The organism is Roseibium litorale (assembly GCF_014842915.1).
GTDB lineage: Bacteria > Pseudomonadota > Alphaproteobacteria > Rhizobiales > Stappiaceae > Roseibium > Roseibium litorale.
In genome coordinates this window covers 1-15,184 of the sequence record NZ_JACYXI010000015.1, presented here as the reverse complement: position 1 = coordinate 15,184, position 15,184 = coordinate 1, and the positions used below count along the sequence as shown (strand labels likewise).

Sequence of the window (15,184 nt, the reverse complement as noted above, 5' to 3'; positions counted from 1 at the left end):
ATAAGACATTCGAAGGGGAAGGGTCTTTACGTAGGCCTGCCCGCGTGGTTGAGTGCAGCTCCCTTCTGCCACCTTGCCGGTGCGAGTTTCATGCATCCCATCGCCGATCCAATGTTCTATGCAGCCGCGATTCCGGCGGTGCTGCTTGCAGGCCTGTCCAAAGGCGGCTTCGGCGGTTCCTTCGCGATGCTGGCCGTACCCCTGATGGCGCTGGTGATCTCGCCGGTTCAGGCCGCAGGCATCATGCTCCCCATTCTGGTTGTCATGGATATTGTCGGCCTGCTTGCCTATAAGGGTCACGCGGACAAGCGCAGCCTCACCATCCTGCTGCCTGCCGCCATAGCTGGCATTGGTGTGGGCTGGGCCACGGCCGCCCTCGTGAACGAGGCATTCGTCCGGCTGCTCGTGGGCTGTCTGTCCCTGCTCTTCGTCGCCGACTACCTACTTAAGCGCCACCGTACCGTCGGGGCGAGTCAGCACAACCTGCCCAAAGGCACGTTCTGGGGACTGATCGCGGGCTTCACGAGTTTTGTCAGCCACACGGGCGGCCCTCCGTTCCAGCTCTACATGGTGCCGCTCCGGCTTGCGCCGACGCTTTTTGCCGGAACTGCAGTGATCTTTTTCAGCGTCGTGAACGCTGTGAAGCTCGTTCCCTATTTTCTGCTCGGCCAGTTCGATGCAACCAATCTGGAAACGTCTCTGGTTCTCCTGCCTCTTGCTCCCGTTGCGACCCTTGCCGGTGTAAAACTCGTGAAGATCGTCAAGCAGAAGGCCTTTTACGGCATCATTTATACGGTGATGGTTGCCGTCGGCATCAAACTGATCTGGGACGGCGCAGCCAGCATACTGTGAGGCTGAAAAGGCTTTTTGTCCCGAGCAAGGCCGTTTCTCTCCCCCCACAGGCACACCTAGCCGAATGACGCGTTGCAGATTGACGCATTTGCAGTTTTCATGTCGCCGTTGACGAACGGGAGGAAGCGGACATGGGCCTCACCAGCGAAAGCCCCAATCCATACACGACTGGCCTTGAGAAGACGGCCGCGAACTATGCACCCCTCAGCCCCTTGAGCTTTCTGGCGCGGGCTGCCGATGTCTTCCCGGACCACATCGCCATCGTGCATGGCCGCCAGCGTACCAGCTACTGGGAGTTCTATGCCCGCAGCCGTCAATTGGCTTCTGCTCTGACTCATGCAGGCGTCGGAAAGAACGACACCGTCTCGGTGATGCTGTCCAACGTTCCGCCCATGCTAGAGGCTCACTATGGCGTGCCCATGGCCGGCGCGGTGCTGCATTCGCTCAACACCCGCCTGGATGCCGCTGTCATTGCCTTCCAGCTCGACCATGCGGAAACCAAGGTCCTGATCACGGACCGTGAATTCTCACCCGTCATGCAGGAAGCGCTTGCCCTGGCAAAGGTAAGGCCCCTTGTCATCGACTATTCCGATCCTGAGTTTCCCCAGGAGGGCTCAAGGCTTGGCACGCTTGATTACGAGGCCTTCGTCCAAAGCGGAGATGCTGATTTCGACTGGTCGCTGCCCGCAGACGAGTGGGATGCCATCGCCCTCAATTATACGTCCGGCACGACCGGAAACCCCAAGGGTGTCGTTTATCATCACCGCGGCGCCTATCTGCTGGCCCAGGCCAACATCCTGACCGCCTCCATGACAAAACATCCGGTCTATCTGTGGACCCTGCCGATGTTTCACTGCAATGGCTGGTGCTTTCCCTGGTCGATCTCGGTGGTCGCCGGAACCCATATCTGCCTGAGGTGGGTCCGTCCCAAGACCATGTGGGACCTGATCGCTGATGAAGGCGTCACCCATCTGTGCGGTGCCCCGATCATCATGTCGACCCTGCTCAACACCGCCCCTCAGGACAAACGGGAGCTGGACCAGTCCGTGGAGTTTTTCACTGCTGCAGCTCCTCCGCCAGAGAGCGTTCTCGCGGCCATGAAGGGCGCCGGTTTCAACGTCACCCACCTCTACGGTCTGACGGAAGTCTATGGGCCGGCGGTCGTCAATGACTGGAAACAGGAATGGGATGCCCTTCCGCTTGCCGATCAAGCCGCGAAGAAGACCCGGCAGGGCGTGCGCTACGTGGCGCTTGAAGGCTTGACCGTCCTTGATCCCCAGACGCTGGAGCCGGTTCCAGCTGATGGTGTGACCATGGGCGAGGTTATGTTCCGCGGCAATGTCGTGATGAAGGGATATCTGAAGAATCCGGAAGCAACAGCGGAAGCCTTTGCGGGCGGCTGGTTCCACTCTGGAGACCTCGGGGTTCTGCATCCGGACGGCTATATTCAGTTGAAGGATCGCTCCAAGGACATCATCATTTCCGGTGGTGAGAACATCTCCTCCATTGAGGTGGAGGAAGTGCTCTACAAGCACCCGGATGTCCAGGCCGCAGCAGTCGTTGCCCGGCCCGATGACAAATGGGGTGAGACCCCTTGCGCTTTCGTTGAACTTAAGGCCGGATCAAATCTGGATCAGGCAACCCTTTTGGCTTTCTGCCGGGAGCATCTTGCAAGCTTCAAGACACCGAAGACCATCGTCTTCTGCGAGCTCCCGAAGACCTCGACCGGCAAAATCCAGAAGTTTGCACTCCGCGAGCAGGCAAAGGCACTTTGAACCAGACATCGCGCCACTGTCTGTCTGGCACCTTCAAAGACACCCAAACGAAAACGCCGTGTCCTTGCAGACACGGCGTTTATCATAAGGCGGGCAACGAGAGGACGACCTCTCATACCCGCCGGATGCGTTCAATCAGTGAATGGTGGGGTCACCTTGAAGCCGCTTGATTTCGTCCTTGAGCATGAGCTTGCGGCGTTTCATTTCTGCCAGTTCCAGGGAGTCCGTACTCGGATGGAGTAACGCGTCTTCGATCTTGCGTTCCAAAGCCGCATGGCGGCGTTCGAGTTCTGCGAGATGCGACTGCATTGACATGGATGTCCTCCTGTCTGTTGGCTCAAACAGGAAGATGTTGCCACACAAATTTGAGGCTTGTCGATTGCTGAAATGGGCCTTGGGAGATTTATTTGCTGCCTTAGATAAAAAGCGCGAAATACCCTTAGAAAAGCCTAAAAACATACCTACATATTAGACGTAGTGTGCCGTCAGGCTGAGGCCGCGCCCCCCGCTTGCGAACCCTTTCTGCCCACCGTTTTGACGCTGAGGATTTGCGTCTGAAACGGGTCTGTGTCATCCCTTTATTCTATCAGTGCAAATTGGCCTGTAGCAGTCTTTAGACATCATGACTGTGCGGTTTATTCTTGCTATGGACAGCCGGTGGGCGGTGCAGTTTCGGGAACAGTTGATGGCAGCTTCGGATGATACGCCCCTGAGGATGGAACTGGCCCAATTGCGGCAGGAGCACAGGGATCTAGACGCCGCCGTTCAGGCCTTGAGTGCATCGGGCAGCGCGGATGCCCTTCAATTGCAGCGCCTTAAGAAAAAGAAGCTGCAGATCAAGGACCGGATCACGGCGCTCGAAGACCAGCTGCATCCGGATATCATCGCCTGACACGGCAACTCTGTCATATCCTCACAAGACCCTTGCATGGCACCCGCTCATGCCTATACTTCGCGCCCTTCTGAAGGCCTGTGGAAACCGGGGGATAAATCGTGGCAAACGCCGACGTCGCAATCATCATGGGCAGCCAATCCGATTGGCCCACAATGAAGCATGCTGCCGACGTGCTGGATGAACTGGGCATTGCCTATGACGCCCGCATCGTTTCCGCCCACCGCACCCCTGACCGGATGTATGACTTTGCAAAGTCCGCGAAGTCCGAGGGATTCAAGGTGATTATAGCTGGCGCCGGCGGTGCCGCCCACCTGCCGGGCATGGTTGCAGCCTTGACCATATTGCCGGTTTTCGGTGTGCCGGTTGAAAGCCGGGCCCTCTCCGGGCAGGATAGTCTTCTTTCCATCGTTCAAATGCCGGGTGGCATTCCGGTCGGGACGCTTGCGATCGGCAAGGCGGGCGCGACCAACGCGGCCCTGCTTGCCGCCGCCGTTCTGGCCCTGATGAATCCTGACATCGACAAGGCCCTTGAAGCCTTCCGCACTGGGCGGACGGCCGCCGTCACCGAGCGCCCGGTCAACGATCCGGCCTGAACGCACACAACACTGACTTGGAGCAAGAAACCGTGGCCATGACTGACGACGCCCGCCTGCGCCCCGGAGACACGGTTGGCATACTGGGAGGCGGACAGCTTGGCCGCATGCTCGCGCTCGCCGCTGCCAGCCTGGGACTCAAGACCCATATCTTCTGTCCCGATCCGGATAGTCCTGCCTTTGACGTCGCTGCCGGATATACGATCGCCCCCTATGACGATGTGTCGGCACTGGATGCCTTTGCCTCCTCCTGCGCCGTCGTGACATACGAATTCGAAAACGTTCCCGGCGCAACGGCCATGCATCTAGCCTCCCGTCTTCCCGTCCGCCCCGGCGTGCGGGCCCTTGAAGTCTCCCAGGACCGTTTCCACGAAAAGGAATTCCTGCGGGCGAGCGGCGTGGCTCTTGCCGACTACGCCACAATCGACAGCGATGAGGATCTCGCAGCAGCCCTGACACTGTTCGGCGGAACAGGCGTCCTGAAAACCCGCCGCTTCGGCTATGACGGCAAGGGTCAGGTCATGATCCGCTCCGCTGCGGACGCGCGGGGGGCGTACGACAAGATCGGCCGCGTGCCCGCAGTTCTGGAACGGCTGATCCCGTTTGACCGCGAGGTTTCGGTAATTGTCGCCCGTGGCATCGATGGCGCTTGCAGCGCCTATGACCTTGCCGAGAACCACCACGAGCATCACATCCTGAAGACCTCGACCGTGCCTGCCAACGTCTCTGCCGGGACGGCTGCCAAGGCGCGGGAGATGGCGATCCGGATTGCCTCCTCTCTGGAATATGTCGGCGTCATGGGCGTTGAAATGTTCCTGAGCGGAACCGGTGATGCCGAGACCCTCCTGGTCAATGAAATCGCACCGCGCGTGCACAACTCCGGCCACTGGACGGACGACGCCTGCCTGACGTCACAGTTCGAACAGCACATCCGCGCGGTCGCGGGCTGGACACTCGGTTCGGCAGAGCGCCACTCCGACGTTGTGATGGAAAACCTCATCGGAGATGACTGCCATAGCTGGCCGCAGATCCTGACCGAGGCCAATGCCCGCCTGCATCTCTACGGCAAGGCCGAAGCCCGTGCGGGCCGCAAGATGGGCCACGTCAACCGGATCACACCGCGCTCAACCTGAGCGCGGTTTTCTGTCTCTGTCTGTCTCGAAGAACCGGCGACGTTAGCGGCCTGCAGGCGCCGCCTTGATCAGGCACAGCGTCTCGCGCCGGTAGAACCGGATAAGGGTTAGCGCCCCGACCGTGGCCAGCCCTCCGGCCAATCCGCTCCAGACACCCGCCCCGCCCCATCCGGCCCAGAATCCCAGACCAAGAGACAGGCTGATGCCGATGATCCAGTACCCGCACAGGGCATAGATCAACGGCACGGTGGTATCACCGAGGCCACGCAGGATGTTGGTTCCAATGGCCTGCGCGCCATCTGCAATCTGAAAGATCGCGGCCACAGCCAGGAACGTCACCGCAAGACTCAGAACTTCCTGAGACTGGGGATTGGAGAAATCCAGATACAAGGAAATCAGTGTCTCCGGAATCACCCAGAAAGTGACCGCGCAGAGGAACATGAAGATCTCCGCCACCGCCAGCGCCGTCCAGCCCGCCCGGCCGACGCCCCCAAGATCCCGGCGGCCTGCCGCAAGGCCAACACGGGTCAAGGCCGCCTGACTGATTCCAAGCGGCACCATGAAGGTGATGGACGCGATTTGCAGCGCGATCCCGTGGGCTGCCAGCGGCAAGGTTCCGAGCCAGCCGATGAGGATCGAAGACGCCGTGAACAATCCGCCTTCAGCAACGATCGTCACCGCAATCGGGAGCCCGAGTTTCAGAATCTGGGCGAGCACTTGCCAGTCCGGCCGCCAAAGACGTCCGAACAAGGAATAACGCCGCAGGCGGCGATGCCTCAGGGTATATACGAAGAGGAACAACAGGGTTGCCAGTGAGCTGCCGACCGACGCAATCCCTGCTCCGGCCAGTTCGAGTTTCGGAAACCCGAGTTCACCAAAAATCAGCAGATAATCGAAGACTGCATTGGCAAGCGCTCCGGTGATCGTAGCGAACAGGACGACCTGAGACTTTTCCATGACCGTCAGAAAAGCCCGCAAGGCGAACAAAACCAAGGACGGCAGGATGGTCCATTTCAGCCAGTCCATGTATCCGCCCGCGAGCTTGGCGAGCACCGGATCCTGCCCAAGGAAAACCAGAACTTCTTCGGCGAAATGCAGGACAACCAGCGCCGGGACACAATAGAGAAAAGCCACCCATAGCCCCATCCGCACAACACGGCGCAATTGGCGAAGGTCGCGCCGCCCGCGAGCCTGTGTAGCAAGGGGAATCACGGCCTGGATGATTCCCATACCGAAGAACCACATCAGAACGTACATGTTGAAGGCCAGAACAGACGCCGCCAGCTTTTCCGCACCCAAACGGCCGATCATCAGCACGTCGGTCGCGTTGATGGCAATTTGAGCAAGCTGCGCGCCGGCCAGAGGCAAGCCCAGTGACAAGGTCGGCCTGATATCACTGCGCCAGACCCGTACGGTCCGCTCGGCAAATGTCTCAGTGTCGGCCGGAACTGGCACGGGAAGATCCTTTGTGGATTGGGAGGGACGCGCATGATGCGCAACCAGACCTATTTCTACTCAGCAGGTGTGTCCAGAGGTGTTTTGCTACCCTGACTCACTTTCGCTAGCGCCCACGGGGCTAAAAACGGCTCACAAGAAGCGGAAATCCGGGCTTTTGATTATGGACAAGGCGCGGGCCTTCTGGTAAGACCCCCGCCAAAGTGAGCGACGCATCGGCGGCGGCATGATCTGCTTGTCTCTTTCCCCGGAGTTTTCCGCGGAAGACTGCGGAAAATAGCTAGACGGTTTTGAGGCGCGGTTCATTTCCATTCAGGCAGAGATACGGTCGCGCTTGCCGCGGTCCGTCACAGAACAGGATTAAGACGCGTGCAGGTTCTGGTTCGCGACAACAACGTCGATCAGGCGCTCAAGGCGCTCAAGAAAAAATTGCAGCGTGAAGGCGTGTTCCGCGAAATGAAGCTTCGCGGCCACTTCGAAAAGCCGTCCGTCAAGAAGGCTCGTGAGAAGGCTGAAGCCGTTCGCCGCGCACGCAAGCTTGCCCGCAAGCGCGCACAGCGTGAAGGCCTTGTGCTGGGCCGCTCTGGCGGCCGCTAATCAGCGAGCGCCGAGCTCTTCCTCCTTTTTTGGAGACGCAGAAATGCCGACCGTAACAACGGTCGGCATTTCGTGTTTTAAGGTATCTAAATCCGGATGCTGAACAGGCCGGTCAATGGCTGACCTCACGGGCGGGTTGGTCTATTCTGGACGAGACACAGAAAGAACATCAGGCAGGCTAATGCATCAGAACCGCAAGCGTATCCTCGACAAGTGGCATTCATCCGCACGCAGAATCGCTCCAGCAATTCTCGGACTGACGCTTCTGACAGCCTGTCAGTCCTCCAGCTATGAAGACACACCGTTCGACAGCGCAGTCGGTTCGGCAGCCAACATTTCCTCCCTGACAGCTGTTGTGGAAGCCAATCCACGCGACGCCTCGGCTTATAACACCCGCGGCATCGCATACGGCCAGGCCGGCAAGCTCGACCTTGCCGTCCAGGATTTCGGCACCGCCCTGCAACTGGATCCCAATTCCTATCAGGCCTACGCCAACCGTGCTCTTGTCCGCCGCCGCCAGAACAACATTCAGGCCGCGATCCAGGACTATAGCAGCGCGCTGAACCTGAAGCCCAATTACGATATTGCACTTGTTGGACGCGGCAATGCCTACCGCGAACTGGGCCAGTTTCCGCAGGCCCTGCAGGACTTCAACGCCGCAATCGCCGAGAACAGCGGCGACGCCCGAGCCTTCTTCAACAGAGGACTGATCTATCAGGCGCAAGGGCAGCACCAGCAGGCGATTGAGGACTTCTCCATCGCCATCGGCCTGAATCCCAATGCAAACGAGCCCTACACCGCCCGTGGCATTTCCTATCTGGCCATCAATGACCCGAACGCCGCGCTGGAAGACCTGACGGTTGCCATCAATCTGGACAAGAATTCGTCCGTGGCCTGGGCAAACCGTGGCGTTGCGCTTGAAATGAACAACAAGACCAATGACGCCCGGCGGAATTACAGCAAGGCTCTGACGCTGGACAGTTCCAACGATTTGGCCCGCGAGGGCCTGTCCCGTATCGACCGCGGCAAGCGCTGAGCTCGCAAGTTTCAGGCAAGGCTCAGAACGGGCATTCCGCAACAAACGTCAGGCGCTCGCCGCCTGACGGATGGTGGATGGTGAGATCATAGGCGTGCAACTGCAGGCGCGCAGAAGCGGCCAAAGCCTCACCTTCCGCATAAAGCGGATCGCCGATGATCGGATGACCGAGGCTGAGCATATGCACGCGCAGCTGATGGGAACGCCCGGTTACGGGCTTCAGACGCATCAAGGTGGTCTTGTCTTCCCGGGCAATCACTTCCCAGTTGGTCAGCGCCCGGCGGCCCGTCTCATGGCAGATTTTCTGCTTGGGGCGGTTAGGCCAGTCGACGACCAGCGGCAGATCGACCTCTCCCAGATCCTCGGCAACGGTGCCCCAGACACGGGCGATATAGGTCTTGTCCGTGTGACGCCGCTCGAACTGAAGACCGAGATGACGGTGCGCTTCCGCCGTCCGGGCCAGCACCATCACACCTGACGTATCAAGATCCAGCCGGTGCACGATCCGCGCGCCCTTGAAGAGCTGCGGCGCGCGTGTTGCCAGGGCATCCTCCCGCCCTTCCCCACGGCCGGTCACGCTCAGCAAGCCGCAAGGCTTGACCACAACAAGAATCTCATGGTCCGCGTGCAGAACCTGCAGGGGGCCTTCTGGCGGCATATAGGTGAAAGGAATGGGGCCGTTGTCTTCCATGGCCATGCGTATCGCCCGCTCCGGTCTCAAATGCAACGCGCAAAAACAAAGGCTCCAGGCGCGGTGACCGCACCTGGAGCCTCATGGACTGCTTCAGAAAGCGCAGCGGGCGGACCGCGCGCTCAATCCGATCAAACAGTCAGGATAGCCAGAAGGCCGCTGAGCACGAAAACGCCAGCCGGAGCAACCCAGCCCTTCTCGCCAAGGGCGAGACCGACAGCCGTCGCAATGATGTTTGCAATCAGCATGAGCCAGCCGAAAACCGTCGCAGCCGTACCACCGAAAGCGAACAGGATCAGGCACAGAACAATGTTGAGGACAGCGATGGTGCCGACCTTCGAGAAATTGATGAAACCTTCGTAGGTCTGCTCATGGGCGTTGTAGTCCATTGCAGATGCGGTATCGTTGGACATGCTATCCCCCGGTTCGAAACAAACTTCAGCCACGGTCTTTACAATAAACCGGTGAGGTTGGGCAATCATTGCGACGGCAATTCTCTCCGCTGAGTGCGGGAAAAATTCCGCAAGCCTGCCCTAGGGCCAAACTAGCCCGCCTGCAATCCCGCTGTCTGCAAGGCCTCCTTCTGGCGCAAGGCGACGGCCTCTGCCGAAAACCCCTCAATCTGCTCGTTGAAAAGACGGAAGAAATTCAACTCTGCCTGCAAATGCAGGAACACCGCACCCAGGCCGATCGCCGCCCTGTCCATGAAGACGAATTCCTGCGGCACCGTTACGGGGCCAAGCTCCTTCAGCGCCTTGTGGACCGTAAAAGCTTCCTTGCGGCCATAATCGGATGGCTTCACCCCATCGGCAATCGTGCGCGTCCGGTCATCCAGAAGCGGTCCGTAGATGAACCGGGCCCAGATGTTGAGAACATCTATCAGCTCCCGGGTCAGACCCTTGAAGCCCCAGGTCTCATAGGCATGGACGACCCGCTCGCCATCCCCCTCCAAAAGACCACGGTACAGGCCGACCACACCCGCAACGAAGCTTTCCGGAAAGATACGGATGCAGCCATAGTCGAGAAGGTTGATCCCTGCTGGACGCCCCTCCTCTTCAAAGACGGTGTAATTACCAAGATGCGGATCGCCGTGGATGACGCCGATATGGCTGAAGGGATGCCACCAGGCATGGAACATGGCAGCGGCGATCCGGTTCCGGTCCTGCTGATCATGCGACTTATAAGAAAGAAGCGGAGCCCCTTCGAGCCAAGTCATCGTCAGCAGGCGGCCGGTTGAGAGCCCGTCCACCACCTGCGGCACCCGCACCTGGGGCGAGGGCTCCAGAAACCGGCGGTAAAGCGCCATGTGCGCAGCTTCCCGCTTGTAGTCCAGCTCCTCACGCACCCTGGCGCTGATTTCCTTGCCGATCTCCCGCGTATCCAGCGCGCTCTGCATCCGGCGATGGAGGGACAGCAGGATCTGAAGCTGCTGCAGGTCCGCTTCAACGGCAGAGGCCATGTCCGGGTATTGCAGCTTGCAGGCAAGCGGTGTGCCTTCAAGACTGGCCGCACGGTGGACCTGACCCAGCGAGGCAGCCGCCGCGGGCTCCTTGTCGAAGGCCCCGAACAGGCTTTGCCAATCAGCCCCAAGTTCGGCTCGCATCCGGCGTTTGACGAAGGCCCATCCCATGGGCGGGGCGTTGGACTGAAGCTTTGAGAGCTCTTCGGCATATTCCGGCGGCAGCACGTCCGGAATGGTCGACAGAAGCTGCGCCACTTTCATCAAAGGGCCCTTCAGCCCGCCCAGCGCCGCCGCCAACTCGCCAGCATTCTTGCCGCTATCTAACTCCATCCCGAAGATTCTGGCACCCGCCATCTTGGCGGCAATGCCGCCGACATTGGTTCCCACTCTCGCATAGCGCCCAACCCGGGCCGTCAGCCGGTTGCTTTCCCTATCCTTGTAGCGCGCCATGCATGGGTTCCCTGAAAACTGGCTATCCTGATATCCGCGGCCTCATGGCCATCCAAAGCCAAATGTAGGGTGCCTGGAACCCCACCACCAGCACGCTTCTATACGCAGGATTGGACTGACCGGTTTTTCGAGGAAAACGTCAGGCCAGCGCTTCAGACTCAGCTGCCGCCATGCGGGACAAGGCGCTTGCGAGCGCATCCCGGAAGGGCATCAAGCCCTTGTAGGCAAGCTGATCGGCGGAAAGGCCGAGAAGCTGCTCTCTGAGGCTGCCTACCAGTGCACAGCCCCTTGGGTCGCGTTGCAGCTGGGAGATCGGATCATGGTGGATCTTGATGGTGAAGAGGATATCTCCGGATCCCGGCAACCGGCGCAAGGTCTGCCGCTCCACCCGGATGAACAGAGCCCCGAGAGACGCAAGACTGCCATCCAAAATCTGCGGTGACAGGCTCTTTGGCTTGGGGTGATGCAGTTCCAGTGTGTCGTAAATCGACCAGTTGTAGCGGGCGAGAAGCTGGCTGGTCTGAAGATTCTGGAAAATCCGGGCAACCACTTGCCCCATGCGGCCAGTGTTGAAATCTGGCACATGCTCGTGAATGCCATGCATGGACTGACCGAACTTGTCTGCGAGAGACCAGGAGGAAGGAAAACAGAGACAGGCGGCAGCAAGATAATAGCCAGCGTCACTCTTGCGCATCAGGACCAGGTCTTCCTGAATGAACCGCGACGCGGTCAGAAGCTCCGGCTCGCCGGGACCGCCTGCGAACACTGCCTCACCGTTTTCATGACGCAGAACAGGCAGACCACCGCTCCAGTCAGGATAGGCATCCGGCCGGCTGCGCAGGTTCGAAACAACCAGATCCAGCACCTCCCTCTGGGCATCAACCGTATCTTCCTTTGCCTGGAAAACCGTCTCCCGCGCGGAGGCCAGAAGATCCTGCTTGCGGGCGAGCTGAGGCAAAAAGGCTTCATCCGTCTCAAGCCACTCCGCCTCCCCTGCAGGCTCAAGCCCGACGGAAAACGGCTGCTTTGAGCCATCATAGGGAGTGTGAAGAAAGGCCATGACTGCTCCGAACCAAAAACCTGAGGCTAAGACCTCCTCCATCCTGCCCTCAGAGCCAGCGTGAAAAATCGCTGGGACCAGAAAAGTCCCTGAAAAGGCAGGGTTTCTACGGACGGGAGCCGTAGAATGACGCAAGAGACTGCCTCAATTCTGGCCATGTCTTTCCCGTATTGCGAGCCGATTTTTTATCCACCAGCGATCTGGTCAGACCAGCTTGATTGAAAGTGCCCTGTTTTGTCTGGATTTTCCGGAAACGGCCATCGATTAGGCACCGGAATGCCCAAAAAATAGACGCACAATATTGTGCTTGTAACCTGTGCATATTCCCAACACTCTCGCTGTCACAAACTGGAAAAACCAGAGGGGAACAGCATGCGTCATCTGATCGGAATGGCCGTTGGCCTGGCGATGTCAGCCACATCGGCCTTCGCCGGCACCGAAATCAAGTTCACGCTCGATTGGAAGTTCGAGGGCCCGGCAGCTCCGTTCTTCATCGCGCTCGACAAGGGCTATTTCAAGGACGAAGGCCTGGACGTCACCATCGATTCCGGCGCCGGCTCACGCGAGTCCATTCCGCGGGTGGCCACCGGTACCTATCAGATGGGCTTCGGCGACATCAACGCGCTGATCAAGCTGATGGACGAAGAACCGGACCTCAAGGTCAAGGCCGTGATGATGGCTTATGAGCGCCCGCCGCTCGCCGTGATCGGCCGCAAAAGCCTTGGCGTGACGGAAGATCCGAAGTCCCTCGCGGGCAAGAAGCTGGGCGCCCCGCCGCCGGATGCCGCTTTCGGCCAGTGGCCCGCCTTTGCCGAGGTTGCCGGTATCGACACCTCCGGTATCACCATCGAAAACGTCGGTTTCCCGGTTCGTGAACCGATGTTGGCTCAGGGCCAGGTCGACGGCATCTTCGGCTTCTCCTTCTCCTCCGTCCTGAACCTGAAGGCCCAGGGCGTTCCGGAAGACGACCTCTCCGTCATCCTCATGACCGAGAACGGTCTCGATATCTACGGCAACGTGGTGATGGTCAACACGGACTTTGCCGCCGCAAATCCGGATGCCGTGAAGGGCTTCGTGAAAGCTCTGGTGAAGGGCTATCTCGACGCCATCGCGGATCCTGCCGCCGCCATCCCATACGTGATGAAGCGGAACGAAGTGCTGAGCGAGCCGGTGGAAGTGGAACGTCTCACAATGGCCGTGAATGATTCCATCGCCACTCCAGCCGTAAAAGCGAACGGCTTTGGTGGTGTGGACATGGCAAAACTCGCCAAGTCCATGGACTACCTGAAGATTTCCATGGGCGTCAGCGATCATCCGCCTGCCCCTGAAAAGGTCTTCGACCCGAGCTTCCTGCCGCCTGCCGAAGAGCGGATGGTGAAATAACCCGAAGATTGAAAACCTCCCTGGCACAGCGCCGGGGAGGATCTCCCCAAAACACAGGAAACATCACGTGTCCGGATTTGTTGACCTGCGCAACATCCGCCTGACCTACGGCGGCGGCCCAGACGGCACCCTTGCCCTCGACGGGCTGGACATGACGATCCGCAAAGGCGAATTCGCTGCGGTCGTCGGCCCCTCCGGATGCGGCAAGTCCACCCTCATGAAACTGGCAACGGGCCTGATGCGGCCCCAGTCAGGCACGGTGGAAGTCGCGGGCAAGGAAGTCGACGGCCCCGTCTCCATGGCTGGTATGGCGTTTCAGAACCCCTCCATGCTGCCCTGGCGCACAACGCTTCAGAACGTCATGCTGCCGCTGGAAATCGTCCAGCCTCACCGCCGTAAACTGTCGAAGGAACGGTCCGCCTATCTGCAGAAGGCCGAGGACCTTCTATCCCTGGTCGGATTGAAGGGCTTTGGTGAGAAATTTCCCTGGCAGCTTTCCGGTGGCATGCAGCAACGCGCAAATCTCTGCCGCGCCCTGATCCACGACCCTGCCCTCTTGATGCTGGATGAGCCCTTCGGCGCGCTCGACGCCTTCACCCGCGAAGAGCTGTGGCAGGTCATGCGGGATCTCCACGCAGAAAAGGGTTTCACCACCATCCTCGTCACCCATGACCTGCGCGAGGCGGTCTATCTCGCCGACCGGGTCTTCGTCATGAGCGCCCGTCCGGGACGGGTGATCCTGGAAAAGCAGATCACCTTCCCCCGCCCCCGTCCCATCTATCTGACCTATGAGGCGGATTTCAACGACATCGTCCACGAACTGCGTGGCTACATTGCAGAAGCGAGGGCAGCCGCATGAGTGACAAGTGGATCAAGGCCGCCCCCTGGCTCTGGACCATCGGGCTCTTCGTTGTCTGGCAGCTGGCGGTGACCGCCCTCAAGCTTCCGGTCTTTATCCTGCCTGCGCCGACGGACATTTTCGCCTCGCTCATTCAGTACTGGCATCCGATCTGGAAGAACTCGCTGCAAACCCTCTTCACGACCCTGCTGGGTTTCGGGCTTGCCGTGGTGGGAGGCCTGTTGCTCGGGCTGGCAATTGGCTGGAGCAGAGCCGTTTACGCCGGGCTTTATCCGCTGATGATTGGCTTCAACTCGGTTCCGAAGGTCGCCGTGGTCCCGATCCTGGTGATCTGGTTCGGAATTGGCACGATCCCGGCCGTGATCACGGCCTTCCTGATCGCCTTCTTTCCAATTGTCGTGAACGTGGCAACGGGCCTTGCGACCATTGAACCCGAAATGGAAGACGTGCTGCGCGCTCTTGGCGCGAAGAAGCTGGACATCATGCTGAAGGTCGGCATTCCCCGGTCAATGCCCTATTTCTTCGGCTCCCTGAAGATTGCCATCACTCTGGCCTTCGTCGGCTCGGTGATCTCCGAAACCGTTGCCGCCAACTCCGGCATCGGCCACATGATGCTGGCAGCACAGTCCCAGTTCAACGTTCCGCTCGTCTGGGCGGGCCTTGTGGCTCTCGCCGTGCTCGGGATCGTTATGTACGCCCTCATGGCCTGGATCGAGTTGAGAATGACGGGCTGGGCCCACCGCGGCGCAAACCGGCCCTGAACGAGCCAACGGCTCAACCAGACAAAAACCCCGCGCTGCATGGCTGCGCGGGGTTTCAGACTGCTGACAAACCCGTAGCATTTGCTTGTGGTTTTTGATTCAGTGTCTTTATGTTGAAGAAGCCCGGCCCCGCCCAGACAGCGCTCGAGATTGTGACGCTCGATCAGCTTGTTCCCAAAGAT

At 59.5% G+C, this 15,184-nt stretch carries 16 protein-coding genes; 10 read left to right on the top strand and 6 right to left on the bottom strand.

Annotated features, from left to right (window positions below; translation table 11 throughout):
• The first annotated feature begins 90 nt into the window (after positions 1–90).
• Both IG616_RS19255 and IG616_RS19250 read left to right on the top strand, forming a co-directional pair.
• On the top strand, positions 91–852 hold the full coding sequence (locus IG616_RS19255) for a sulfite exporter TauE/SafE family protein (protein WP_192150097.1): 762 nt from the start codon (positions 91–93) through the stop codon (positions 850–852).
• A 131-nt stretch (positions 853–983) separates the two neighbouring features.
• The gene (locus IG616_RS19250; protein WP_192149926.1) at positions 984–2,627 is read left to right on the top strand and encodes an acyl-CoA synthetase; all 1,644 of its coding nucleotides are present in this window, start codon (positions 984–986) and stop codon (positions 2,625–2,627) included.
• A gap of 135 nt (positions 2,628–2,762) precedes the next feature.
• Here IG616_RS19250 and IG616_RS19245 read toward each other — a convergent pair whose 3' ends face one another.
• Positions 2,763–2,942 (bottom strand): YdcH family protein, encoded by a 180-nt coding sequence (locus IG616_RS19245; RefSeq protein ID WP_192149924.1) that lies wholly within the window; start codon positions 2,940–2,942, stop codon positions 2,763–2,765.
• A 370-nt stretch (positions 2,943–3,312) separates the two neighbouring features.
• On the opposite strand from IG616_RS19245, the gene IG616_RS19240 reads away from it, so the two are divergent.
• From IG616_RS19240 to IG616_RS19230, 3 genes are all read left to right on the top strand, one after another.
• Positions 3,313–3,519 (top strand): YdcH family protein, encoded by a 207-nt coding sequence (locus IG616_RS19240; RefSeq protein WP_209007780.1) that lies wholly within the window; start codon positions 3,313–3,315, stop codon positions 3,517–3,519.
• A gap of 98 nt (positions 3,520–3,617) precedes the next feature.
• The gene (gene purE, locus IG616_RS19235) at positions 3,618–4,115 is read left to right on the top strand and encodes a 5-(carboxyamino)imidazole ribonucleotide mutase (RefSeq protein ID WP_425504201.1); all 498 of its coding nucleotides are present in this window, start codon (positions 3,618–3,620) and stop codon (positions 4,113–4,115) included.
• A 38-nt stretch (positions 4,116–4,153) separates the two neighbouring features.
• Positions 4,154–5,248 carry a 5-(carboxyamino)imidazole ribonucleotide synthase gene (locus tag IG616_RS19230; RefSeq protein ID WP_192149922.1) on the top strand — a complete coding sequence of 365 codons (1,095 nt, stop codon included), beginning with the start codon at positions 4,154–4,156 and terminating at the stop codon, positions 5,246–5,248.
• Positions 5,249–5,290: 42 nt separating this feature from the next.
• Here the strand turns inward: IG616_RS19230 and IG616_RS19225 are convergent, their stop codons facing one another.
• Positions 5,291–6,703: an MATE family efflux transporter gene (locus IG616_RS19225; RefSeq protein ID WP_209007778.1), complete on the bottom strand. Its 1,413-nt coding sequence runs from the start codon at positions 6,701–6,703 to the stop codon at positions 5,291–5,293.
• A 369-nt stretch (positions 6,704–7,072) separates the two neighbouring features.
• Here IG616_RS19225 and rpsU point away from each other — a divergent pair, with 369 nt between their 5' ends.
• Complete coding sequence (gene rpsU, locus IG616_RS19220) at positions 7,073–7,300, top strand: 30S ribosomal protein S21 (RefSeq protein WP_192149920.1); 228 nt, start codon at positions 7,073–7,075, stop codon at positions 7,298–7,300.
• Positions 7,301–7,481: 181 nt separating this feature from the next.
• Positions 7,482–8,336, top strand: coding sequence for a tetratricopeptide repeat protein (locus IG616_RS19215; protein ID WP_192149918.1), 855 nt, complete (start codon positions 7,482–7,484; stop codon positions 8,334–8,336).
• A gap of 22 nt (positions 8,337–8,358) precedes the next feature.
• Here the strand turns inward: IG616_RS19215 and IG616_RS19210 are convergent, their stop codons facing one another.
• The 4 genes from IG616_RS19210 to IG616_RS19195 form a co-directional block, all read right to left on the bottom strand.
• Complete coding sequence (locus IG616_RS19210) at positions 8,359–9,027, bottom strand: pseudouridine synthase (RefSeq protein ID WP_192150090.1); 669 nt, start codon at positions 9,025–9,027, stop codon at positions 8,359–8,361.
• Positions 9,028–9,158: 131 nt separating this feature from the next.
• The gene (locus IG616_RS19205) at positions 9,159–9,440 is read right to left on the bottom strand and encodes an aa3-type cytochrome c oxidase subunit IV (RefSeq protein ID WP_192149916.1); all 282 of its coding nucleotides are present in this window, start codon (positions 9,438–9,440) and stop codon (positions 9,159–9,161) included.
• Between the two features lie 131 nt (positions 9,441–9,571).
• Positions 9,572–10,939: an ABC1 kinase family protein gene (locus IG616_RS19200; protein WP_192149914.1), complete on the bottom strand. Its 1,368-nt coding sequence runs from the start codon at positions 10,937–10,939 to the stop codon at positions 9,572–9,574.
• 139 nt (positions 10,940–11,078) lie between these two features.
• Positions 11,079–11,999 (bottom strand): heme-dependent oxidative N-demethylase family protein, encoded by a 921-nt coding sequence (locus tag IG616_RS19195; RefSeq protein WP_209007776.1) that lies wholly within the window; start codon positions 11,997–11,999, stop codon positions 11,079–11,081.
• A 372-nt stretch (positions 12,000–12,371) separates the two neighbouring features.
• Between IG616_RS19195 and IG616_RS19190 the strand changes: the two genes are divergently transcribed.
• The 3 genes from IG616_RS19190 to IG616_RS19180 all read left to right on the top strand — a co-directional run bounded on the left by IG616_RS19190 (position 12,372) and on the right by IG616_RS19180 (position 15,002).
• Complete coding sequence (locus tag IG616_RS19190; RefSeq protein ID WP_192149910.1) at positions 12,372–13,382, top strand: ABC transporter substrate-binding protein; 1,011 nt, start codon at positions 12,372–12,374, stop codon at positions 13,380–13,382.
• Positions 13,383–13,449: 67 nt separating this feature from the next.
• On the top strand, positions 13,450–14,241 hold the full coding sequence (locus IG616_RS19185; protein ID WP_192149908.1) for an ATP-binding cassette domain-containing protein: 792 nt from the start codon (positions 13,450–13,452) through the stop codon (positions 14,239–14,241).
• Positions 14,238–15,002 (top strand): ABC transporter permease, encoded by a 765-nt coding sequence (locus IG616_RS19180; RefSeq protein WP_192149906.1) that lies wholly within the window; start codon positions 14,238–14,240, stop codon positions 15,000–15,002. The genes IG616_RS19185 and IG616_RS19180 overlap by 4 nt, the downstream gene beginning before the upstream one ends.
• The last annotated feature ends 182 nt before the right edge of the window (positions 15,003–15,184 follow it).